The following is a 23087-nucleotide window of genomic DNA, read 5'->3' as shown; positions in this document are numbered from 1 at the left end:
GCGCGTAACATGCCCCGGCCGCGCTCGATGGATGAAGGGGGCGGCGCTGCGGGCGCACGATCGACAACAGGCAGGGTGAGGTACACGTGTTTCGGGTGGTCGGGCGGCACGACGCGACTCAGGAAGCGGTCACGGCATGACCCGCGTGGCCCGAGTTCGCCCGGTGCGCACCCGCAGGGCGCGGGTCACGACGCTGCCTCAGCTGCTGGCCACCGCGGTCGAGGTGGACCCGACCAATATCGCCGTCGTCTACGCCGACGCGACGGCCACGCTGGCGGAACTGACCTACGCGGAACTCGACGAGCGGTCGACCCGGTTGGCTCGCTTCCTGATCGAGCGGGGTGTGGGTCCGGAGGATCTGGTCGCGGTGGGTGTGCCGCGGTCGGTGGATTCCGTGGTCGCGGTGTGGGCGGTCGCGAAGTCCGGGGCGGGCTTCGTGCCGGTGGATCCGAACTATCCGGCCGAACGCGTGGCGCGCATGGTCGCCGATTCGCACGCCGTGCTCGGCCTCACCGTCGCCGAGGTGCGTGCCGACCTGCCCGACGAGGTGGAGTGGCTGACCGTCGACGCCCCGGAATTCGTGCGGAAACTCGAGGGCTACTCCGCCGACCCGGTCACCTACGCGGACCGGTTGCGTCCGTTGCGTGCGGAGCATCCGGCGTATGTGATTTATACGTCGGGTTCGACGGGTGTGCCGAAGGGTGTGGTGGTTTCTCAGGCTGGTTTGTCGGGTTTTTGTGATGAGCAGCGTGAGCGGTATCGGGTGGGTGGTGATGCGCGGGCGTTGGCGTTTGCGTCGCCGTCTTTCGATGCGTCGGTGTTGGAGTTGTTGTTGGCGGTGGGTGGTGCGGGGACGTTGGTGGTGGCGTCGCCGTCGGTGTACGGCGGCGACGAACTCGCCGCGCTGCTGGCGCGCGAAGAGGTCACCCACGCCTTCGTCACGCCCGCGGCGCTCGCCTCGGTGGACCCCGCGGGCCTCGACGACCTGCGCGTGATCATCGCGGGCGGCGAGGCCTGCCCGCCGGAACTGGTGCGGCGCTGGGCGATTCCGATCGCCGAGGGCACCCGCGAGTTCTACAACGTCTACGGCCCCACCGAGGCCACCATCGTCACCCACATCAGCGGGCCGCTGGCGCCGGGCGACCCGATCACCATCGGCCGGCCCATCCGGGGCATCACCGAGTACGTGCTGGACGAGGCGCTGCGGCCGGTGGCGGACGGCGTCGTCGGCGAACTGTACGTCGCGGGCGCGCAGGTGGCGCGCGGCTACTACGACCGCGCGGGCCTCACGGCGGCGCGGTTCGTGGCGAACCCGTTCGACCCCAGCGGTTCCCGGCTGTACCGCACCGGCGACGTGGTGTGCCGCACTGTCACCGGTGACCTGGAGTACCTGGGGCGCAACGACTTCCAGGTGAAGATCCGTGGTTTCCGGATCGAGCTGGGCGAGATCGACGCGGTGCTGTCCGCCCACGAGACGGTCGACTTCGCGGTCACGACCGGTCACCGGCTCGACAGCGGCGCAACGATTCTCGTGTCCTATGTGCACGCCGCGCCCGGAGCGACGATCGACGTCGACGACCTGCTCGCGTCGGCGCGGCGCACCCTGCCCGCGCACATGGTGCCGACCGCGGTCACGGTGCTCGACGAGATCCCGCTGACCCCCGTCGGCAAGCTGGACCGGGCCGCGCTGCCCCCGCCGGTGTTGCAGACCCGCGCCTTCCGCGCGCCCGCCGGGCCGCTGGAGGAACTGGTCGCCGACGTCTTCGCCGAACTGCTCGACCCCGGCGAGCCGATCGGCGCCGACGACGACTTCTTCGACCTGGGCGGCAACTCGCTGATCGCCACCCGGGTCGCCGCCCGGCTCGGCGCGCAGATCTCCGCGCGCATCCCGGCCCGGCTGCTGTTCGAGGCGCCCACCGTGGCCACGCTGGCCCGGCGGCTGGAACCGATCAAGGGCGCGGGCGGCCGTCCGCCGCTGGGTCCGATGCCGCGGCCCGACCGCATCCCGCTCTCGCTGGCGCAGCAGCGGATGTGGTTCCTCAACCAGTTCGATCCGGCGTCGCCCGCCAACAACATCCCGTTCGCCATCCGGCTCACCGGCCGGCTCGACGCCGAGGCGCTGCAGGCCGCGATCGTCGACGTGATCGAGCGGCACGAAACGCTGCGCACGGTGTACCCGGCCGTGGACGGCACCGGCTACCAGGTGATCCTGCCGGTGGAGCAGGCGGTGCCGGACCTCGAGCCCCGGCCGCTCGCCGAGCACGAGATCGAGGAGTGGGTGGCCGGTCTGGCGCTCACCGGCTTCGACGTCGCCGCCGACGTGCCGCTGCGGATCGCGATCGCGGAGCTGGGCACCGACGAGCACGTGATCGTCGTGGTGGTGCACCACATCGCCGCCGACGGCGTCTCGGTCGCCCCGTTCATGCGCGACCTGCTGGTGGCATTCCTGGCCCGGCGCAACCGATCTCAGCCCGCGTGGCAGCCGCTGCCGGTGCAGTACGCCGACTACGCGCTGTGGCAGCGGGCGGTGCTGGGCGACGAAGCCGACCCGGAATCGATTGCCGCCGACCAGATCCGGTACTGGCGCGCCGCCCTCACCGGCCTTCCCGACCGCCTGGAGCTGCCCGCCGACCGGCCGCGCCCCGCCGTCGCCTCCGGCCTCGGCGCCGAATACGCCTTCACGGTCGACGAGCGCCTGCACGGCCGGCTGGACCAATTGTCGCACCGGACCGGCGTTTCGCTGTTCATGGTGGTGCACGCGGCGCTGGCGGTGCTGCTGGCCCGGCTGTCCGGCACCGAGGACATCGTCGTCGGCACGCCCGTGGCAGGCCGCGGCGAGCGCGAACTCGACGACCTGATCGGCATGTTCGTCAACACCTTGGTGCTGCGCACCCGGGTCGATCCCGGTGCGTCGTTCACCGATCTCCTCGCCGCGGTGAAAGAGACCGATCTGGGCGCGTTCTCGCATGCGGAGTTGCCGTTCGAGCGGTTGGTCGAGGTGCTGGATCCGGTGCGGTCGCAGGCGCATCATCCGTTGTTCCAGGTGGCGTTGTTCTTCCAGAACATGGACAAGCCGCGCCTGGAACTACCCGGGATGACGGCCGCCGCCATCGCCTTCGACGGCGCCATCGCGAAATTCGACCTGCAGCTCACCGTGATTCCGCGCCGCGACCGCGGCCTGGCCCGCGGGCTGTCCGCGACGTTCACCTATGCCACCGACCTGTTCGACGAGACGACGATCGCGGGCTTCGCCGAGCGCCTGGTGAACATTCTCGAGGCCGCGGCCGCCGAACCGGCACGGGCGATCGGCGACATCGACCTGCTCCGCCCCGACGAGCGGGTGCGAATCCTCTACGACTGGAACGACACTCGCTATCCCGTCGAACCGGAACTGCTGCTGGACGGCTACCGGCGGATCGTCGCGCAGTACCCGTCCGCGCCGGCGGTGGTCTACGAGGGCGCCACGCTCACCTACGCCGAGTTCGACGCGCGGGTGAATCAGCTGGCGCGCCTGCTGATCTCGCGCGGGGTCGGCCCGGAAGCCCTGGTGGGCCTGGCGATCCGGCGGTCGCTGGACCTGGTGATCGGCATGTACGCGATCCTCACCGCGGGCGGCGCCTACGTGCCGCTGGACCCGGACCACCCCGCCGAGCGGATCGACCACATCCTCGACACCGCGCGCCCGGTGTGCGTGATCAGCACGGTCGCGGACGCCGTCGTCGTGCCGGTGCACCTGCCGGTGTTGCGCCTGGACACCATGGACCTGGGTGGATTCGACCCGACGCCGGTGCGGCCCGCGGAGCTGCTGCGCCCGCTGCGGCCCGACCACCCCGCCTACGTGATCTTCACGTCGGGCTCGACCGGCCGCCCCAAGGGCGTCGCGGTCTCGCACGCGGCGATCCACAACCAGATCACGTGGATGCTGGCCGCCTACCCGCTCAGCACCGCCGACGTGTATCTCCAGAAGACGGCGACCACGTTCGACGTGTCGCTGTGGGGCTACTTCATGCCGTTGCGCGCGGGCGCGAAGCTGGTCGTCGCCACCCACGACGGCCACCGCGACCCCGAGTACATCGCGGAAACCATTGCGGCCCACGGCGTCACGGTGACCGACTTCGTGCCGTCGATGCTCAGCGTGTTCGCCGCGCACACCGCGCCGGGTTCCTGTGCGACGCTGGCCGACCTGTTCGTGATCGGCGAGGCGCTGCCGCCGGAGACGGTCGAGGCGGTGCAGCGCATCTGCGACGCCCGCGTGCACAACCTGTACGGCCCGACCGAGGCCGCGGTGTCGGTGACCTACTGGCCGGCCCGCCCGGAGGACCGGCCCAGCGTCCCGATCGGCCTGCCGCAGTGGAACACCCAGGTCTACGTGCTCGACGGGCGACTGCGCCCGGTGCCGCCGGGAGTGCCCGGCGAGCTGTACCTGGCGGGCGATCAACTGGCCCGCGGGTACGTGCGCCGGCCGGACCTGACGGCGGACCGGTTCGTCGCCGACCCGTACGGCGACGGCGACCGCATGTACCGCACCGGCGATCTGGTGGTGTGGCGCGAGGCGACGGGTGAGCTGCCCGCGCGCTTGGATTATCTGGGCCGCACCGACTTCCAGGTGAAGTTCCGGGGCCAGCGGATCGAGCTGGGGGAGATCGAGGCGGCGCTGCTGGCGCAGCCGGTGGTGAGCCAGGCGGTGGCGCTGGTGCTGCCCTCGGCGCTCGGCGACCAGCTGGTGGCGTACGCGGTGCCGACGCCGGGCCACGAGATCGATCAGCAGCGGCTGCGGTCGGCGCTGGCGGAAACGCTTCCGGTGTACATGGTTCCGTCCACCGTCGTCGCCCTGGACGCCTTCCCACTGAATGCCAGCGGCAAGCTGGATCGCCGGGCGCTGCCCGCACCGACCTACCGCGGCCGCGAATTCCGGGCTCCCACCACGCCGATCGAGGAGATCGTGGCGGAGATCTTCGGCACCGTGCTGGGTATCGAGCGGGTCGGCGCGGACGACGACTTCTTCGCCCTCGGCGGCAATTCGCTGGTCGCGACGCAGGTGGTGGCGCGGCTCGGCGCGGCGGTCGGCGGCCGGATCCCGGTGCGGGCGCTGTTCGAGACGCCCACGGTCGCGGCACTGGCGGCGGCCGTCGAATCGCAGGCGCACGAGCGGCGCAGCGTGGAACTGGGCAGCCTGGAGCGGCCGGAGCGGCTGCCGCTGTCGCTGGCGCAGCAGCGGATGTGGTTCCTCAACCGGTTCGACCAGGACGGCGAGACGGCCGGTGCGGCCGCCTACAACCTGCCGTTCGCGCTCCGGTTGAGCGGCGGCCTCGACGTGCCCGCGCTGGCGGCGGCGCTCGACGACCTGGTGGCGCGGCACGAGGTGCTGCGCACCGTCTACCCGGAGACGCCGGACGGACCGGTGCAGGTGGTCCTCGCCGCGGACACCCGGCTGGGGGTGACGGCGGAACGGATCGCCGCGGCCGCGGTGGCGGCCGAGATCCACGCGCTGGCGGCGACGCCGTTCGACGTGACGGCCGAGGTGCCGATCCGGGTGCGCCTGTTCGAAATCGTCGACGCCCCAACCGGTTCGGGGCCGGAGTACGTGCTCGCGGTGGTGGTGCACCACATCGCCGCCGACGGTTCGTCGATGGGCCCGCTGGTACGCGACGTGATGACGGCCTATTCGGCGCGGGCGGCGGGCGGTGCGCCGGAGTGGTCGCCGCTGCGAGTGCAGTACGCGGACTACGCGCTCTGGCAGCGCGCCGTGCTCGGCGACGAGTCGGACCCGGGTTCGATCGCGGCGCAACAGATCTCGTACTGGCGACGGGAACTCGACGACCTGCCCGATGTGCTGGAGTTGCCGTCCGATCGGCCGCGGCCGGCCGTGGCGTCGCTGCGGGGCGGGCGGGTCGACTTCCGGGTCGACGCGGCGACCCACGCCGGTCTGAACGAGTTGGCGCGGGCGCACGGTGCGACGTTGTTCATGGTGGTGCATACCGCTTTGGCGGTGTTGTTGGCGCGGTTGTCGGGCACTGATGATGTCGCGGTGGGTACGCCGGTGGCGGGTCGTGGTGAGGCCGAACTCGACGATTTGATCGGCATGTTCGTGAACACCGTGGTGTTCCGTACGCGGGTGGATCGGGGGGAGAGTTTCGCGGGTTTGCTGGTGCGGCAGCGGGAGACGGATTTGCGGGCGTTCGCGCATGCGGATGTGCCGTTCGAGCGGTTGGTGGAGGTGTTGAATCCGCCGCGGTCGACGGCGCATCATCCGTTGTTCCAGGTGGGGTTGTCGTTCCAGAACCTGGCGAAGACCGCACTGGAGCTGCCGGGGCTGAGCGTCGCGGGTGTGGACGCGGACCTCGAGGTGTCGCAGTTCGACTTGCATCTGATCGTCGGCGACGTCTACGCCGACAATGGCGACCCCGCCGGTATCGCCGGTCACTTCACCTATGCCACCGACCTTTTCGACGCCGCCACCGTCGAGGGTTTCGCGAACCGGTTGTCCCGCATCCTGTCCGCGGTGCTCGCCGACGCCACGGTCCCGGTCGGCGACCTCGACATCCTCACCCCGGCCGAGCACGCGCGGGCGATCGCCACCCGCAACGCCACCGAGCACGGCCTCGACGCCGCCGCCACCCTGGTGACCCTGCTGGACCGGTCCGTCGCGGCCGCGCCCGAGTCGGTCGCGCTCGTCGCCGACCTGCCCGACGCCGAAACCGGCCGCGCCACACTGAGTTACGCCGAACTCGACGCCCGGGTCAATCGCCTCGCCCGGCATCTGACCGCCCTGGGCGTCGGTCCCGAATCGCGGGTCGCGCTGCTGCTGCCGCGGTCGATCGATCTGGTGGTGGCCATGTACGCGGTCGCCAAGGCCGGCGGCGCCTACGTGCCGGTCGACCCCGACCAGCCCGCCGAGCGCGTCGACTACATCCTGGACACCGCCGACCCGATCTGCGTTCTCACGGCCGGCGGGACCGGCGCGGCCGCGCGCCGCCCGAAGCCCGTGTCGCCCACCGCCGTCGAGCCGCGGCCGGTGGTCTCGAGCGGCGAGGGCGCGGTGCTCGACTGGCGCGGACGTTCGGAATCCATGCCCGCCTTCCTCGCGGCCGAGCCGGACGCCGTGGCGTCGCTGCCGCGGGCGGCGCGCGGCTTCGGGGCGGTCCCCGCCGAGCGCGCCCTGCCCCCGGTCGACGGTTCCGCCGCCGGTCCGGTGACGGTCGCCCTCGACACCCTGGACCTGTCGGCCCACTCCGGCGCGCCCGTCACCGACGCGGATCGGGTTGCGCCGCTGCGCGCTTCGAACACCGCCTATGTCATCTTCACCTCGGGTTCGACGGGCCGGCCGAAGGGCGTGGCCGTGCCGCACGCCGCCGTCGTCAACCAATTGGTCTGGAAGACGGCCGAATTCGGCCTCGGCGCGGACGACGCGGTCCTGCTCAAGACCGCCGCCACCTTCGACCTGTCGGTGTGGGAATTCTGGGCGGCGGCGGTGTCGGGCGGCCGCCTGGTGATCGCGATGGCCGACGCCCACCGCGACCCGGCCTACCTGAACGACCTGCTGGCCCGCGAGGGCGTCACCACGCTGCACACGGTGCCGTCGATGCTGGACGCGCTGCTCACCGACGCCACCGCCCGCGCGGGCGGCCGGGCGATGGACGGCCTGCGGCGGGTCCTGGCGATCGGCGAGGCCCTGCCGGGCGCGCTGGCGCAGCGGTTCCTCGCGCGCTATCGGCACGTCGAGCTGGTCAACGCCTACGGCCCGACCGAGGCGGCGGTCTCGATCACCCACCACCGCGTGACCGAGGCCGATCGGGTCTCCGTGCCGATCGGCGTCCCGGAATGGAACAGCCGGGTGTACGTGCTGGATTCGCGGCTGCACCCGGTGCCCGACGGGACGGCGGGCGAATTGTATTTGGCCGGTGCGCAACTCGCGCGCGGCTACTTCGGCCGCGCCGACCTGACCGCCGACCGATTCGTCGCCGACCCCTTCGTGCCCGGCGACCGGATGTACCGCACCGGCGACCTGGCGGCGTGGAATCCCAACGGGGAACTGGAATATCGCGGCCGCACGGACTTCCAGGTGAAGGTGCGCGGTTTCCGCATCGAACTCGGCGAGGTCGAGGCGGCGCTGCTCGCGCTGCCGGAGATCGCGCAGGCGGCCGTGCTCACCCGGCCGGGCCGGTCCGGCGACCGGCTGGTGGCCTACCTGGTTCCCGCCGACGGCACGATCGACACGACCGCCGTGCAGTCGGCGCTGAGCACCGCGCTGCCGAACTACATGATCCCGTCGGCGCTGGTCACCCTGGAAGCGTTGCCGCTCACCGCGAACGGCAAGCTGGACCGCAGGGCGCTGCCCGAACCCGTGGTGGAGACCAAGGCGTACCGGGCCCCGCAGACCACGACCGAACAGGTGATCGCGGATGTCGTCGGCGAGGTCGTCGGCGTCGACCGGATCGGCCTGGACGACGACTTCTTCGCACTCGGCGGCGACAGCATCATGTCCATCCAGGTGGTGTCGCGCGCCCGCGCCCGCGGTGTGCAGTTCTCGCCGCGCGACATCTTCGCCGCCCGCACCGTGGAGGCCCTGGCCCGGATCGCGACCACGCCGCGCGCCGCCGAGGACCGGCCCCGGACCGGTCCGGTGCCGCTGCTCCCGGCCGCGGTCCGGCTGCTGCGACTCGGGCACGCGGGCCGCTACCAGCGCGCGATCTCGGTGCACGTGCCGCCGGACTGCGGCCCCGACCGCGTGCACGCGGCGGTGCAGGCGCTGCTCGACCGGCACCCCATGCTCTCGGCGCGGCTCGAAAAGACCGGCGGCACAGACGATTCCGGCGAGACGACCACGACGTCCGACGGGCGGACCCCGTTCGGCCCGCCGGTCGGCGTCCGGATCCCCGCGGTCATCGCGGAGGCCGAGACCAGCGCCGAGCCGGGGCCGCCGCCCGCCGGCGCCGACGCCTGGGCCGAGCACGTCACGGAGTTCCTGCCCGTCGTGACGCCCGGCCAGGTCGCCGACTTCGACCCCGACGCCGTGTTCGACGCCCCGACCAGCCTGCTGCCCGCGGCGGCCGTGGAACCCGCGACCGAATTCCTGCCGGTGCTGCCCGCGCACGCCGGACCCGAGACCGGCGCGCGCTTCGTCCGGCGCGGCGAGATCCCCGACACCGACGCCGATGTCGATGCCGTGCTGGTCCTGCCGGACACCGTGCCCGAGGTCCCGCTGCGCCGGTTCGTGCCCGCCGCCGACATCGCCGACGTCGCCGTGCGCGCACTGGCCGCCGATCTCGACCCGGCCGCCGGTCGCAATATCGGTTTCGGTCTGATCGCGCCGACCGAGCCCGGCGCGGAACCGGAAGACGAAGGCGCGGAGGACTTCCCGACCACCCTGGTGGTGGTCGCCAACGGCCTGATCGTCGACGACGCCTCGTGGCGCACCGTCATCGACGAGCTGTCGATCGCCTGGTCCGGCGGACATCCCGCACCGGCCACGGCCGAGACCGGCCCGGCGGAGGTGGCGCACGCCCTCGCGGCCGCGGCGACCGACGCCGCCACCGTCGCCGAATTGCCTTGGTGGCAGCAGGCTTTGGCGGCCGCTCCGGCGGACGTCGCACTGGGCGAGCCGGATCCGGCCGCTCGGGGCCGGGTCTCGCTGGTGGTCACCGCCGAAGGCGCCGCCGCCGTGCACGCGGTGGCCGCCGCCTATCACGCCACGCTGGAAGAGGTGCTGCTCGCGGCCCTCGCCTTGGCGTTGGAGCCGACCCAGCGCGGCCCCGCCGCCGAGGTCGTCGGCTCGGTCGTGCAACTGGCCGCCGACGGCCGCACCGCCGTGGGACCCGAATTCGCCGGTGCGGTCGGCGGTTACACCGCGGCCTACCCGTTCGTGCTCGAGCTGGACGACATCGACGTCGACGACGCGCTGCTCGGCGGTCCCGCGGCGGGCCGGGTCATCGCTCAGGTCAAGGAGCGGCGGCGGGCCGTGCCGTCCGGTGGCGTCGGCTACGGTCTGCTGCGCTACCTGAACCCGGACACCGCGCCCGAGCTGGCCGCACTCCCGCAGGGGCGCACCGCCTTCCGCTACCGCGACCTGCGGCCCGCGGGCGCCGCGCCGGATCCCGCCCCCACCGATCTGATCCTCGACATCACCGTCGACGCCACCGCCGACAGCCTGCTGGCCCGGTTCGACTACGCCGCCGCGGTATTGGACGCCGAGCAGGTCAAAGCGCTGGCCGGGCAGTGGGTCCGGGCACTGGGCGGACTCGCCGAACACGGCACCCACGCCGACGCGGGCGGCTTCACGCCCTCGGACTTCCCGCTGGTGCGCCCGGCGCAGTCCGACATCGACCGGCTGTGCCGCGACTACCCGAACCTGACCGACATCTGGCCGGTGACACCGCTGCAGTCGGGAATGCTGTTCCACGCCTTGCTCGCCGACGCCTCGGTCGACCTGTACACCACCCAGTTCACCCTCGACCTCGGCGGCGCCGTGGACGTGCCGCGGCTGCGCGAGGCCGCGCAGGCGATGCTGGACCGGTACGACAACCTGCGGGTGGCCTTCGCCGACGACGCCGCGGGGAACCCTGTGCAGGTGGTCCTCGACGGCCTCGAAGTGCCTTGGCGCACCGTGGATCTCAGCGACCTCCCGGCCGCCGAGGTCGAGGCGGAGCTGGCCCGGATCACCGCCGCGGACTACGCCGACCGCTTCGACATGCGCAGCGCGCCGCTGCTGCGGTTCACCGTCGTCCGCACCGGCTTCACCGCGGGCAACTCCTACCGCCTGCTGGTGACCAGCCACCACATCCTGCTCGACGGCTGGTCGACGCCGCTGCTCATGCGCGACCTGCTCACGCTGTACGCGCTGGGTCCGCGCTCGCAGCACCTGCCGCCGGTTCGTCCCTATCGCGACTACCTGGCCTGGCTCGTCGCCCAGGACGCGCGGGAGGCGCGCGCCGCGTGGCGGCGGGCACTGGCCGGTGTCACCGAGCCGACGCCGCTCGCGCCGGTCGATCCCGGCCGCGAGATCACTTCCGGCGCAGGAGAAGTCGGCTTCGACCTGCCAGCGCCTGAGACCGCCGAGCTGACCGCCGTGGCCGCGCGGCTGGGCGTGACCGTCAACACGGTGGTGCAGGCCGCGTGGGGTCTGCTGCTGGGCCGCAGCATCGATCGGGACGACGTGGTCTTCGGCGCGACCGTGTCCGGCCGCCCGCCCACCCTGCCCGGCGTGGAGGCCATGGTCGGCCTGTTCGTCAACGCCGTCCCGGTGCGGGTGCGCCTGTCGGACGCCGAGACCCTGGACGAATTGCTGCGGCAGTTGCAGTCGCAGCAGGCGGATCTGCTCGAACACCACTACCTGGGCCTCACCGACATCCAGGACGCCGTCGGAGTGGACGGGCTGTTCGACTCGCTGGTCGTGTTCGAGTCGTATCCGATCGATCGCGAGGGCCTGGACCGGGCCGGTTCGGTGGACGGCATGCACGTCACCGGCGTCGGCTCGGTCAACGGCACGCACTACCCGGTGACCGTGCTGGTCGCGCTGGACGATCAGCTGCGGGTCTCGCTGAAATACCTGCGCGACGTCTTCGGCGAGGCGGAGGCCGCGGCGCTGGCGGACCGGCTCGCGGCGCTGCTCGGCCGGATCGTCGCCGACCCGCGGGCCCGCGTCGCCGACGTGGACGTGCTGCTCGACGGCGAGCGCGCGGAACTGGCCGCCCGCAACGCCACCGACGCACCCGAACTGATCGACGACGCCACCCTGCTCTCGCTGTTCGACGCGCAGGTGGCCCGCACCCCGCAGGCCCCGGCGCTGTACTTCGGCGACACCACCCTCACCTACCGCGAGCTGGACCTCCGCTCCCGCGCGCTCGCGAGCGAACTCGCCGACCGCGGCGTCGGGCCGGAAACGCTGGTGGCCGTGGCCATGCGCCGCTCGGTCGAACTGGTCGTCGCCATCTACGCGGTGCTGCGGGCGGGCGGCGGCTACGTGCCGGTGGATCCCGACCACCCGGCCGAGCGCAACGAGTTCGTGCTCGCCAACACCGCGCCGGTGTGCGTCCTGACCACCGAGCGGGACGACTTCCGGACCCGCACGGGCACAACGGTTCTCGCGGTCGACCGACTACCGCTCGACCGTCCGGGCGAGCGGTTCCCCGCGCCCCGGCCGGACGGCATCGCCTACGTCATCCACACCTCCGGCTCGACCGGGCGGCCCAAGGGCGTGGCGATCACCCACCGGCAGATGACCAACCAGTTCCGGTGGGCGCAGCGCAGCTACCCGCACCGCGGCGGCGACGTGGTGCTGCACAAGACGCCGATCACCTTCGACATCTCCACCTGGGAGCTGTTCTGGCCGTTGCAGACCGGCGCCGCGGTCGTGATCGCCGAACCCGACGGCCACCGCGACCCCGCCTATCTGTCGCGGGTGATCGAGGAGCGATCGGTCGGCACCGTGCACTTCGTGCCGTCGATGCTGGACGCCTTCCTGGATCCCGAGGCGAATCCGGCTGTGGCGCAGGGCTATCCGTCGCTGCGCCGGATCTTCGCGGCGGGCGAGGCCCTGTCCGCCGAGACGGCCGCCCGCTGCGCGGCCCTGCTCGAGCGCACCGAACTGGTGAACTGGTACGGCCCCGCCGAGGCCACGGTGGTCACCGCCGCGCCCGCGACCGGTGCGGCGGGCGCGAGCGTGCCGATCGGCGCCCCGGTGGCCAACACCCGCGTCCACGTGCTCGACCGCCGGTTGCGGCCGGTGCCGCCGGGCGCGCCGGGGGAGCTGTACGTGGCCGGAATCCAGTTGGCGCGCGGCTATCTCGGCGCCCCCGCGCTGACGGCCGAACGCTTCGTCGCGCACGCGGGCGGCGAGCGCCTGTACCGCACCGGCGACATCGTGCGCTGGCGCGGCGACGTGCTGGAGTACCTGGGCCGCAGCGACTTCCAGGTCAAGCTGCGCGGCCAGCGGATCGAGCCGGGCGAGATCGAGGCCGTGCTCGCCGCCCACGGCGCGGTGCGGCACGCGGTGGTGTCGCTGGTGCGCGGCGGCTCCGGCGACCGGCTGGTGGCGCACGTGGTGCCCGTGCCCGGTGTCGAGGTCGAGGAGTGGGCGCTGCTGGCGCACGCGCGAGAGTCGCTGCCCGGCTACATGATCCCGGCCGCCGTCGTGCTGCTCGACGAGCTGCCGCTGAACGCCAGCGGCAAGCTGGACCGGCGGGCCCTGCCGATGCCGCAGTTCTCCGCCCGCCCCTACCGGGAGCCGTCGACTCCGCTGGAGCAGACGGTCGCCGACGTGTTCGCCGACGTGCTCGGCGTGGACCGGGTCGGCGCGGACGACGACTTCTTCGACCTCGGCGGCAATTCGCTGATCGCCACCCGCGCGGTCAGCCGCCTGCGCGCGCGGACCGGCACCGAGGTGCGCGTGCAGTGGTTCTTCACCGGGTCCACCGTGTCCGCGCTGGCCCGCCGCCTGCAGGACGCGCAGGACGTGGACTACGACTTCGACCTGGCCTCCGAGGCCGCGCTCGAGGTGGTGCTCCCGATCCGCGCCACGGGCGCCGGCGCCCCGCTGTTCTGCCTGCACCCGATGTACGGATTGTCCTGGTGCTACGCGGGATTGGTGCGCTTCGCGGGCGACCGGCCGATCGTCGGCCTGCAGTCGCCGGTGCTGTCCGAGGACGACCGGCTGCCGGAATCGGTGCGGGACATGGCCCTGCGCTACGTCGAGGAGATCCGCCGCATCCAGCCGGACGGTCCGTACCACCTGCTCGGTTGGTCGCTGGGCGGCGTGCTGGCCCACGAGATCGCCACCATGCTGCAGGCCGACGGCGCGCGGGTGGCGACGCTGGTGATGCTCGACAGCCGGCTCGACATCGACCTCGGCGACTTCCGCGCTGCCGTGCGGGAGGTGCTGGCCGAGATCGGCATCGGGGCCGAGGCGCTGGTCGGCGACGGCGACATCTACGACCTCAGCGAACCGGCCCTGGCCACTTTGCACGCGACGCTGCCGCCGGACCTGGCGCTGTTCACCCCGGAGCGGCTGCGCCGCATCTACCGCAGCGCGGTGCGTTCGGCGGAGATGATCGTCGAGCATCGCCCCGAGGTGTACCGCGGCCGGCTCGACTACTTCTCCGCCGCGCGCGGCCGCGCGAGCGGGGCCGACAACTGGCGCCCGTATGTCGAGGGCGAGATCGTCGATCGCCCGATCGACGCCGTGCACGAGGAGATGGTCGCGCCCGAGGCCATGGCGCAGATCGGCCCGCAGTTGAGGAAACGGCTCGCTACCGGGGCCGATGGCGTGGCAGGGTACACCGATCGGGCATGATGAGGCGGTCCCGGCGTAACGATGTCCTCTGGTCGGACGACTAGAAAGGCCGTAGGGTCGGGCGCGGCGTCGCCCGATTCGTGGGTGTCGGCACGGGGCGCCGACGGGAATCGCTGGATTGAAAACCGATGAGATAGCGAAGGTGTGAAGCATTGATTCGTCGACACTTCCGGCGTAGCGGCCTGCGTGCCGCCGCCGCGATCGCGGCAACAGGAGTCCTCGCCGGCGTCGTAGCCGGGATCGGCACCCCCACCGCCACGGCCGACGACCCGGTCATCGCCTCGAAGGCGCTGCTGGGCGATCCGAAGTCTCCCGACGGGTCCTACATCTCCAAGGCCACCTACAAGGACGACCGCAACATCCGGCTGTACGTGTACTCGGCCGCGATGGACAAGACCTTCCCGGTCGACGTGCAGCGCCCGGCCGACGCCTCGGCCCCGCGCCCGACGCTGTACCTGCTCAACGGCGCCGGCGGCGGCGAGGACGCGGCCTCCTGGCAGCAGAAGACCGACATCGTCAACGGCTTCCTCGGCGACAAGAACGTCAACGTGGTGCAGCCCATCGGTGGCAAGTGGAGCTACTACACCGACTGGATCAAGGACGACCCGACGCTGGGCCGCAACAAGTGGACGACGTTCTTCACCGAGGAACTGCCGCCGCTGATCGACGGCGCGCTGGGCACCAACGGCGTGAATGCCGTTGCGGGCCTGTCCACCTCGGGCACCACCGTGCTGAACCTGCCGATCCACGCGCCCGGCCTGTACAAGGCCGCCGCCGCCTACTCCGGCTGCGCGCAGACCAGCGACCCGGCCGGCCGCGAGTTCGTCAAGCTGACCGTGAACACCTGGGGCGGCGGTGACGTCACCAACATGTACGGCCCCGACGACTCCCCGGTGTGGGCGGAGAACGACCCGTACGTGCACGCCGAGCAGCTGCGCGGGCTGGACATGTACATCTCCACCGGCAACGGCCTGCCCGGCGTGTACGACTCGCTGAACGGTCCGTACGCGCTGCCCGGTGCCTACGGCCTGGGCAACCAGATCCTGATCGGCGGCGTCATCGAGGCCGGCACCAACTACTGCACGCACAACCTGAAGACGAAGCTGGACGGTCTGGGCATCCCCGCGACCTACAACTTCCGTGACTCGGGTACGCATTCGTGGGGTTATTGGCGCGACGACTTCATGAACTCCTGGCCGGTACTGGCCCGGGGACTGGGTCTCTGAGCGCCCACCAGGGCAGACACACCGCCCCGGCCGCTGTCGCGGTCGGGGCGGTCACATTTTGCGGGTTCGGCTCAACAAAAAGTTCGGATAACCGTAAAATAAAGTCATGAGTACCAGCATCGCGCCGCCGCGCACCCCTCTCCGCCGGGCGCGCTCGGCGTCGATGCTGCTGGGCCCGGCGTTCGTGGCCGCCATCGCCTACGTCGACCCGGGCAACGTGGCCTCCAACATCAGCGCCGGCGCGCAGTACGGCTACCTGCTGGTGTGGGTGATCGTGATGGCCAACGTGATGGCCGGGCTGGTGCAGTTCCTCTCCGCGAAGCTGGGTCTGGTCACCGGGCGCACCCTGCCGCAGGTGGTGCGCGACCGGGCGAGCCGGCCGACCCGCCTGGCCTACTGGGCCCAGGCCGAATTGGTCGCGATGGCAACGGATCTGGCCGAGGTGGTCGGCGGGGCCATCGCGCTGAAGCTGCTGTTCGACCTGCCGCTGCTGCTGGGCGGGGTGATCACGGGCGTGGTGTCGATGGGGCTGCTGACCGTCCAGAACCGGCGCGGGCAGCGACCTTTCGAGCGCGTGGTGATCGGGCTGCTGGCGATCATCGCGATCGGGTTCATGGCCAGCGTGGTGATCTCACCCCCGTCGGTACCGGCCGCGGCGGGCGGGCTGCTGCCGCGCTTCGACGGCGCCGAGAGCGTGCTGCTCGCGGCGGCGATGATCGGCGCGACGGTGATGCCGCACGCCATCTACCTGCATTCGGGACTGTCCCGCGACCGGCACGGGCAGCCCGCGGCGGGCCCGGCGCGGACCCGGCTGCTGCGCATCACCCGGGTCGACGTCGGGCTGGCGATGGTGATCGCGGGCGCGGTCAACCTGTCCATGCTGCTGATGGCCGCGAACACGCTGAGCGGCCGCGCGGACGTCGACTCCCTGGAATCCGCGCACGCCGCGGTGGGCGACGCGCTCGGTCCGTGGGCGGCGCTGCTGCTGGCGGTCGGCCTGCTGGCGTCCGGGCTGGCCTCCACCTCGGTCGGGGCCTACGCCGGCGCGATGATCATGGAGGGCCTGCTGCGCCGGCACATCCCGCTGCTGCTGCGCCGGGTCGTCACCCTGGTCCCGGCCCTGGTCATCCTGGCCGCCGGCGTCGACCCCACGCAGGCGCTGATCGTCTCCCAGGTGGTGCTGTCCTTCGGCATCCCGCTGGCCCTGATTCCCTTGGTGCGCTTCACCGGTGACCGCACCCTGATGGGCGCCGACACCAACCACCGCGCCACCACCGTCGCCGCCTGGTTCATCGCCGCCGTGATCTCCGCGCTGAACCTCCTCCTCGTCTACCTCACTCTCGCCGGCGCCTGAGTCCCTCAGTGCTCCGCCGCGAAGTGCTCGGCGATCTCGTCGCTGGTGGTGACCCACACGCCGGGGTGGTTGACCACGTAGTCCAGGGCCTCGTCGAGGTAGCGGTGGCGGAAGGCCTGGCTGGTGACGAAGGGGTGCAGCGCCAGGCCGAAGACCCGGCCGCTGTCGGCCGAGTCGGCGTAGAGCTGGTCCACCTGGTCCTTCACCATCTGCACGAAGTCCGGCCCGGTGAGGCCCTTGGAGACGAAGACGCCGATGTCGTTGAGCTCCACCGAGTACGGAACGCTCAGCAGCCCCGGCACATTCAAGCGGTAGGGCTGGTCGTCGTTGGTCCAGTCGAGCACGTATCGCAGGCCCAGCTCGGCCAGCAGTTCGGGGGTGTGGAAGGTCTCGGTCAGGCCGGGACCCATCCAGCCGCGCGGCCGGTAGCCGGTGGACTTCTCGATGGTGTCGACGATCTCGCGCAGCGCGACCCGTTCCTCCTCCACGGAGAGCCCGGTGTGCAGGTGGCTGTTGCTGCTGCCGTGCGCCAGCCACACCCAGTCGCGCGCCTTGCCGGCCTCGATGATCTGCGGATACCGCTCGCCCACATCGGAATTCAGCAGCGCGCTGGCGCGGATGCCGTGCTTGTCGAGCAGTGCGAGCTGCCGCCAGAAGCCCACCCGCGGGCCGTAGTCGCGCCACCCGTAGTTGAGCGCGTCCGGCGTCAGCGACGTGGTGCCCTCGTAGGTGGCCGTGCCGGGCAGGTCCACGTAGAAGTGCTCGATATTGAGCCCGACGTAGAAGGCGACCCGCTTGCCGCCGGGCCAGTGGATCGGCTCGCGCTCGGTGATGGGGCTGTAGTCGAAGAGGGTGATGTCCTTGCTCATGCCGCTATGCTCGAACCCTCACATAGATGTGAAGGTCAAGCGAGAGTTGTTGTGAGGTAGGGCATATGCGAATCGGCGAGCTGGCGGAGCGCACCGAGACCTCCCCGCGCCTGCTGCGCTACTACGAGGAGCAGGGGCTGATCCAGGTCGGGCGCAGCCCCAACGGGTACCGCGACTACGACGACATCCTGGTCGAACAGGTCCTGCACATCCGCGGGCTGCTCGAGGCGGGCCTGCCGACCCGCCTCATCAAACAGATCCTGCCCTGCCTGAACGACCCGCGCGACATTCACTTCGCCGACGCCGACGCGGCGATCCTGGAAACCCTGGAGCAGCAGCGGGACCGGCTGACCGACCGCATCGAGCTGCTGACCCGCAACCGCGACGCCATGAACGACTACATCGATTCGCTGCGCGGCTGCGCGCGCTGACTAGCGCCCGTGCCGGATCCGGAACACGGCCTTGGCCCAGCGCAGGTGCCGCGGGTGCCGGTCGAAGGTGGACAGGTTGACCGGCGCGCGGTACCGCTGCTGGGCGATGGCCAGGGTGCGGCTGAACTCGCGCAGCCCGGCCTCGCCGTGCGCGTGGCCCCGGCCGTACTCGCCCACGCCGCCGAACGGCATGGACGGGATGCCCGCGGAGGCCATCGACGAATTGACCGTCACCACACCGGTTCTGATGCGATCGGCCAGCTCCGGCACCGCGCGCACGTCGCGGGTGAACACCGCCACCGCGAGGCCGTGGTCGGCGGCGTTGATGCGTTCCACCGCCTCGTCCATGGTCGCGACCCGGTTGACGATCAGAACCGGGCCGACCGCCTCGCCGGTGATCGCGGTGCTGTCCTCGGGCACCTCGGCCAGCACGATCGGCTCGATGTAGGGCTCGCGGATCGAGTCCAGCCCGCCGACCACGGCGCGGCCACCCCGGGCGATGGCGTCCTTGACCTGGCGGCGCACGATCTCGACCTGCGATTCCAGGATCATCGGGCCGTAGGAGGCGCGGCGGTCGCCGCCGGGCCGCAGCTTGCGGGCCTGCGCCACCACCTTCTCGAGGAACGGTTCGTACACCGACTCGGCGACGTAGGCGCGCTGGATGCCGGCGGGGCTCTGCCCGGCGTTGGACATGGCGCCGAAGACGGCGGCCTCGGCGGCGTCGTCGAGTTTCGCGTCGACCTGGACCACCATCGCGCCCTTGCCGACCTTCTCGACCACCACCGGGGTCATGGACTGTGCGCACAGCGCGATCACCTCGCGGGCGCCGGCCTCCGAACCGGCGTAGGCGACCTTGTCGAGGCGGGACCGGCACAGCGCGGCGCCGGTGGTGCTGTCGCCCGTGACGACCTGTAGCACGGGCTGATTGGGGGCGAGCCGGCTCCAGCTCTCCGCCAGCCACACGCCGACGCCGGAGGTGAGTTCGCTGGGCTTGAACACCACCGCGTTCCCGGCCGCCAGGGCGTAGGCGATCGAGCCCATCGGCGTGAACACCGGGTCGTTCCAGGAGCCGAGCACGCCGACCACGCCCAGCGGCAGATAGCCGACCGAGGCGCGCTGGTTGCGGGTGAGCCAGGTGGAGCCGAGCCGGCGGCGGCCCAGCGCCTGCTCGGCGTGGCGGGCGGCCCAGTCCAGGTTCTCCACCGCGAGCATGACCTCGATGGCGGCGTCGACCTCCGGCTTGCCGGTCTCGGCGCAGATGATCTCCACCAGTTCCCCGGAGTTGCGGGCGATGGCGCGCTTCCAGTCCAGCAGCCAGCGCCGCCGCCCCGCGAATCCGAGTGCGGCCCACCATTTCTCGGCCGTGCGCGCGGCCCGCACGGTGCGCGTCACCTCGCCGGTGCCCATCATCGCGTAATCACCGACGGCCTCGCCGGTCCGCGGATCGTAGGAGGTGAGCACCTTCGGCCGCACCGTGCCTCCGGAATGCGTTGCCACGCGACGCGCCGTCTCGGCCATCGGTCACCCTCTCGCTGGCGAATGCTCCGGCAACCGGTCCTCCCCGACCGGATCGCGATTGCCGCAGACAGGTGAGTGTCTTCAATTCCCCTGTCCGCCACACTATGGGCGGCCCCGCCCGCCGGACAAGAACGCCCCGAACAAGAAAGACCGTTCGGTCGGCGAACCGACCAGCACCGATCCCCCCCACAAGCACCCCGAGCCCTCGAAATGTGAGTAACGCCACAAGTATTCACAAGAGCAAGTGGGTACCACCGACAACCACTTAAGAGAAGGAGAGAACGACTACTTACGTATTCCCTTGCCGCAGAACACCACTGGCACACAAGAGCCACCCACCCGAAAAGACGGGAGCCCGAACCACAAGGGCGACAAGAACAGCCCACAAACCCCGCCAAGCCCGCCCAAGCGCACACATACACGGTTTGTGGCGCGTCTCGGTTTTGGGGGGCCGCTGCGCAAGCGACGAAGGAGCAAGCAGCGGTCCCCCAAAACCGAGACTGAAGGCGCCACAAACCCGCCGCGACGAAGGAGCGGCAATTAAACACAGTAACATCGCGGCAGGTGGATGGGATCACCTACCGAGGCGTGCACACGGCGTTCCGGACATACCGGTCGCTGCCCGGTCGATAGTGGAGAGTTGATGCCGAGTTTGGACAACGCGGAACCGCACCCCCCGGGTGACCCGGCGACGGACGGGGCAGCCGCGACCGCTGCCGAGCGTCCCGCGCCGCGGGGCGCCGACCCGGCCGTGGTGGTGTCGGAGGTCCACAAGTCCTTCGGGGACGTGCACGCGCTGCGGGGTGTCAGTTTCACCGCCGAGCGCGCCAGTGTGCTCGGCATTCTCGGCCCGAACGGCGCGGGGAAGACGACCGCGGTGAAGGTGCTGTCCACGTTGCTGCGCCCGGATTCGGGTACGGCCGTGGTGGCGGGGCACGATGTGCTGCGGGATCCGGCGGGGGTGCGGCGCTCGATCATGATGACGGGGCAGTACGCGGCGCTGGACGAGAATCTGTCGGGCCGGGAGAACCTGGAGTTGTTCGGCCGTCTGATGGGCTTGGCGAAGAAGGCCGCCCGCAAGCGTGCCGACACCTTGCTCGAGGAGTTCGATCTGGTCGGCGCGGGCCGCCGCGCGGTGCGCCACTATTCGGGCGGGATGCGGCGGCGGGTCGACATCGCGTGCGGTCTGGTGGTGCGCCCGGAGGTGGTGTTCCTCGACGAGCCCACCACCGGCTTGGATCCGCGCAGCCGCCAAGGTGTCTGGGATCTGGTGACGGCGTTGAAGCAGCAGGGCATCACGGTGTTGCTGACCACGCAGTACCTCGAGGAAGCCGACATCCTCAGCGACAACATCATCGTCATCGACAAGGGCGCGGTGATCGCCGAGGGCACCGCCGACGCGCTGAAGGAGAAGACGGGCGGCAGCTACTGCGAGGTGGTGCCGCTGGATCCGAAGCAGCTGCGCACCGCGGCCGACGCCCTGGGTGATCTGCTACCGGAGGCCGTGCGCACGGACCTGTTCGCCGACGGCGCGGATCGCGTGTCGATTCCCGCGCCGGACGGCGCGGCGACCTTGGCGGAGGCGGTGCGCCGGCTGGACGCGGCCGGGGTGGAGCTGGCCGATATCGCGCTGCGGCGGCCCTCGCTCGACGACGTCTTCCTCACCCTCACCGGGCATTCGGGCGGGCAGCAGTGACCGTTTCGACCGCGGCGGCCGAGACCCGGCTGTTCGCCGACATGCCGCCCGCGCGGCCGTCGAGCTTCGCGCAGTGGCGGGCGCTGACCGGGCGGCTCGTGCGGACCATGGTGACCAAGGGCGAGCTGATCGTCGCCGTGATCACCCCGCTGGTGTTCACGGTCGGCTTCTATCTGCCGCTGCGTTTCGTGATGAAGGTCGGCGGCATCGATTACGCGCAGTTCGTGATGCCGATCATCGTGTTGCAGACCATGGCGTTCACGATGATGTCGAATGCGCAGATCGCCGCGATGGAGGCGCTGACCGGGCTCAACAGCCGCATGCAGACCATGCCGATCGGGAGTCTGGTGCCGCTGCTGTCGCGCCTGTCCGCGGGTCTGGTCCGGTCGGTGACGTCCTTGGCGGCGGCGATCCTGTTCGGGTACGTGATCGGTTTCCGGTTCGTCGCGGGCTTCGGCCAGGCCGTGCTGTTCCTGGTGTTCTCGCTGGCGGTGGGCACGGTGCTGGCGATCGGCGCCGACGGCCTGGGCAGCTTGACCAAGAGCCCGGAGTCGCTGAGCCAGGCGCTGACGCTGCCGACCTTGATCTTCGGCATGCTGTCGTGCGGTTTCGTGCCCGAGGTGGGTTTCCCGGCGTGGATCCGGCCGTTCGTGCGGAACCAGCCGATCTCGCAGTTCTCCTTCGCCATGCGGGACATGGCCGAGCACGGGGTGAGCTGGCAGGTGCTGTGGGTGCCGCTGGTGTGGTTGGGTGCGTTGGCGGTCGCGTTCGTGCCGCTGGCGGTCTGGGCGAATACGAGGCGAGCGTGAGCGGCGCGGGAACAGCGGAGTCGACGGTGGTGCGAGAGCTCGACGCGGAGCGGACGGACGGCGGGGCCGACGGGTTCGGCGGCAATTCACCGCTGCCGGTGGTCGCGCCGCAGTCCGAGCGAGCGCTGTCGACGTGGGCGCGGCACAGTCTTATTCAGTGCCGCCGGTTGCTGGTGGCGTGGTCGCGTGATCCCGCGACCACCGTGCAGGCCCTGGTCTACCCGGTGCTGACGCTGCTGATGTTCAAGGTCGTGCTCGGCTACATGATCGAGAACGCCACCGGCATGCCCAGCTACTACGGCACGGTCCCGATGATCACCCTGGTGGCGGCCATGTCGGGCGCGGTGGTCAGCGCGCTGGGTTTCCGGACCGAGAAGATCACCGGTCTGCTGAGCCGATTCTGGACCATGCCGATCCACCGGGCCGCCGGGCTCACCGGGCGGTTGCTGGCCGAGGCCATCCGGGTGCTGGTCTCGACGCTGCTCGTGGTCGCGGTGGGGGTGTGCATCGGGTTCCGGTTCTGGAACGGGCCGCTGGCCTCGCTGGCGATGATCGCGATTCCGGTGCTGTTCGGCGTCGCGTTCGCGGTGATGGTGACGGCGCTGGCGACGGTGTCGGACGGCGTGCTCCTGGTGAACATCATCGCCATCGTCAATACGCTGCTGATGTTCTTCAACTCCGGGTTCGTGCCGACCTACGCCTATCCCACCTGGTTGCAGAAGACCGTGGAGAACCAGCCGATGAGCACGGCCGTCGACGCCATGCGCGGCCTGGCCTGGGACGGGCCGATCGCCGCGCCCCTGCTCAAGACGATCGCCTGGATCGTCGGGATGATCGTGGTCTTCGCCTACCCGGCCGTCCGGGGTTACCGGCGCGCCGCCGAAACCGCCTGAGCGG

At 71.2% G+C, this 23087-nt stretch carries 9 protein-coding genes; 7 read left to right on the top strand and 2 right to left on the bottom strand.

The window, feature by feature from the left end:
• Positions 1-145 precede the first annotated feature (145 nt).
• The 3 genes from IU476_RS35990 (at position 146) to IU476_RS08465 (ending at position 16867) form a co-directional block, all read left to right on the top strand.
• Complete coding sequence (locus IU476_RS35990; RefSeq protein WP_438943990.1) at positions 146-14287, top strand: non-ribosomal peptide synthetase; 14142 nt, start codon at positions 146-148, stop codon at positions 14285-14287.
• Between the two features lie 182 nt (positions 14288-14469).
• Entirely contained in the window at positions 14470-15513 is a 1044-nt protein-coding gene (locus IU476_RS08470; protein ID WP_228823414.1) for an alpha/beta hydrolase, read from the top strand.
• A gap of 106 nt (positions 15514-15619) precedes the next feature.
• On the top strand, positions 15620-16867 hold the full coding sequence (locus IU476_RS08465; RefSeq protein ID WP_228823330.1) for an Nramp family divalent metal transporter: 1248 nt from the start codon (positions 15620-15622) through the stop codon (positions 16865-16867).
• A 5-nt stretch (positions 16868-16872) separates the two neighbouring features.
• On the opposite strand, the gene IU476_RS08460 is transcribed toward IU476_RS08465, so the two are convergent.
• On the bottom strand, positions 16873-17736 hold the full coding sequence (locus IU476_RS08460; RefSeq protein WP_195098379.1) for a polysaccharide deacetylase family protein: 864 nt from the start codon (positions 17734-17736) through the stop codon (positions 16873-16875).
• Between the two features lie 65 nt (positions 17737-17801).
• Between IU476_RS08460 and IU476_RS08455 the strand changes: the two genes are divergently transcribed.
• Complete coding sequence (locus IU476_RS08455) at positions 17802-18167, top strand: MerR family transcriptional regulator (RefSeq protein ID WP_195098377.1); 366 nt, start codon at positions 17802-17804, stop codon at positions 18165-18167.
• Here IU476_RS08455 and IU476_RS08450 read toward each other — a convergent pair whose 3' ends face one another.
• Positions 18168-19685, bottom strand: coding sequence for an aldehyde dehydrogenase family protein (locus IU476_RS08450; RefSeq protein WP_195098375.1), 1518 nt, complete (start codon positions 19683-19685; stop codon positions 18168-18170).
• 643 nt (positions 19686-20328) lie between these two features.
• On the opposite strand from IU476_RS08450, the gene IU476_RS08445 reads away from it, so the two are divergent.
• From IU476_RS08445 to IU476_RS08435, 3 genes are read left to right on the top strand one after another with little or no spacing between them, the layout of a single operon-like run.
• Entirely contained in the window at positions 20329-21381 is a 1053-nt protein-coding gene (locus IU476_RS08445) for an ATP-binding cassette domain-containing protein (RefSeq protein WP_195098373.1), read from the top strand.
• Positions 21382-21422: 41 nt separating this feature from the next.
• Positions 21423-22190: an ABC transporter permease gene (locus tag IU476_RS08440; RefSeq protein ID WP_195098721.1), complete on the top strand. Its 768-nt coding sequence runs from the start codon at positions 21423-21425 to the stop codon at positions 22188-22190.
• 29 nt (positions 22191-22219) lie between these two features.
• Positions 22220-23083 (top strand): ABC transporter permease, encoded by an 864-nt coding sequence (locus IU476_RS08435; RefSeq protein ID WP_195098720.1) that lies wholly within the window; start codon positions 22220-22222, stop codon positions 23081-23083.
• Positions 23084-23087: the final 4 nt, after the last annotated feature.

The organism is Nocardia blacklockiae (assembly GCF_015477355.1).
Classification (GTDB): domain Bacteria; phylum Actinomycetota; class Actinomycetes; order Mycobacteriales; family Mycobacteriaceae; genus Nocardia; species Nocardia blacklockiae.
This window is presented reverse-complemented; position numbering and strand designations above follow the sequence as displayed.

Coding starts and splice junctions, on each gene's coding strand:
- IU476_RS08460 (WP_195098379.1), bottom strand. CDS start 17,736: ATGAGCAAGGACATCACCCTCTTCGACTACAGCCCCATCACCGAGCGC.
- IU476_RS08440 (WP_195098721.1), top strand. CDS start 21,423: ATGCCGCCCGCGCGGCCGTCGAGCTTCGCGCAGTGGCGGGCGCTGACC.
- IU476_RS08455 (WP_195098377.1), top strand. CDS start 17,802: ATGCGAATCGGCGAGCTGGCGGAGCGCACCGAGACCTCCCCGCGCCTG.
- IU476_RS08465 (WP_228823330.1), top strand. CDS start 15,620: ATGAGTACCAGCATCGCGCCGCCGCGCACCCCTCTCCGCCGGGCGCGC.
- IU476_RS08450 (WP_195098375.1), bottom strand. CDS start 19,685: ATGGCCGAGACGGCGCGTCGCGTGGCAACGCATTCCGGAGGCACGGTG.
- IU476_RS08445 (WP_195098373.1), top strand. CDS start 20,329: ATGCCGAGTTTGGACAACGCGGAACCGCACCCCCCGGGTGACCCGGCG.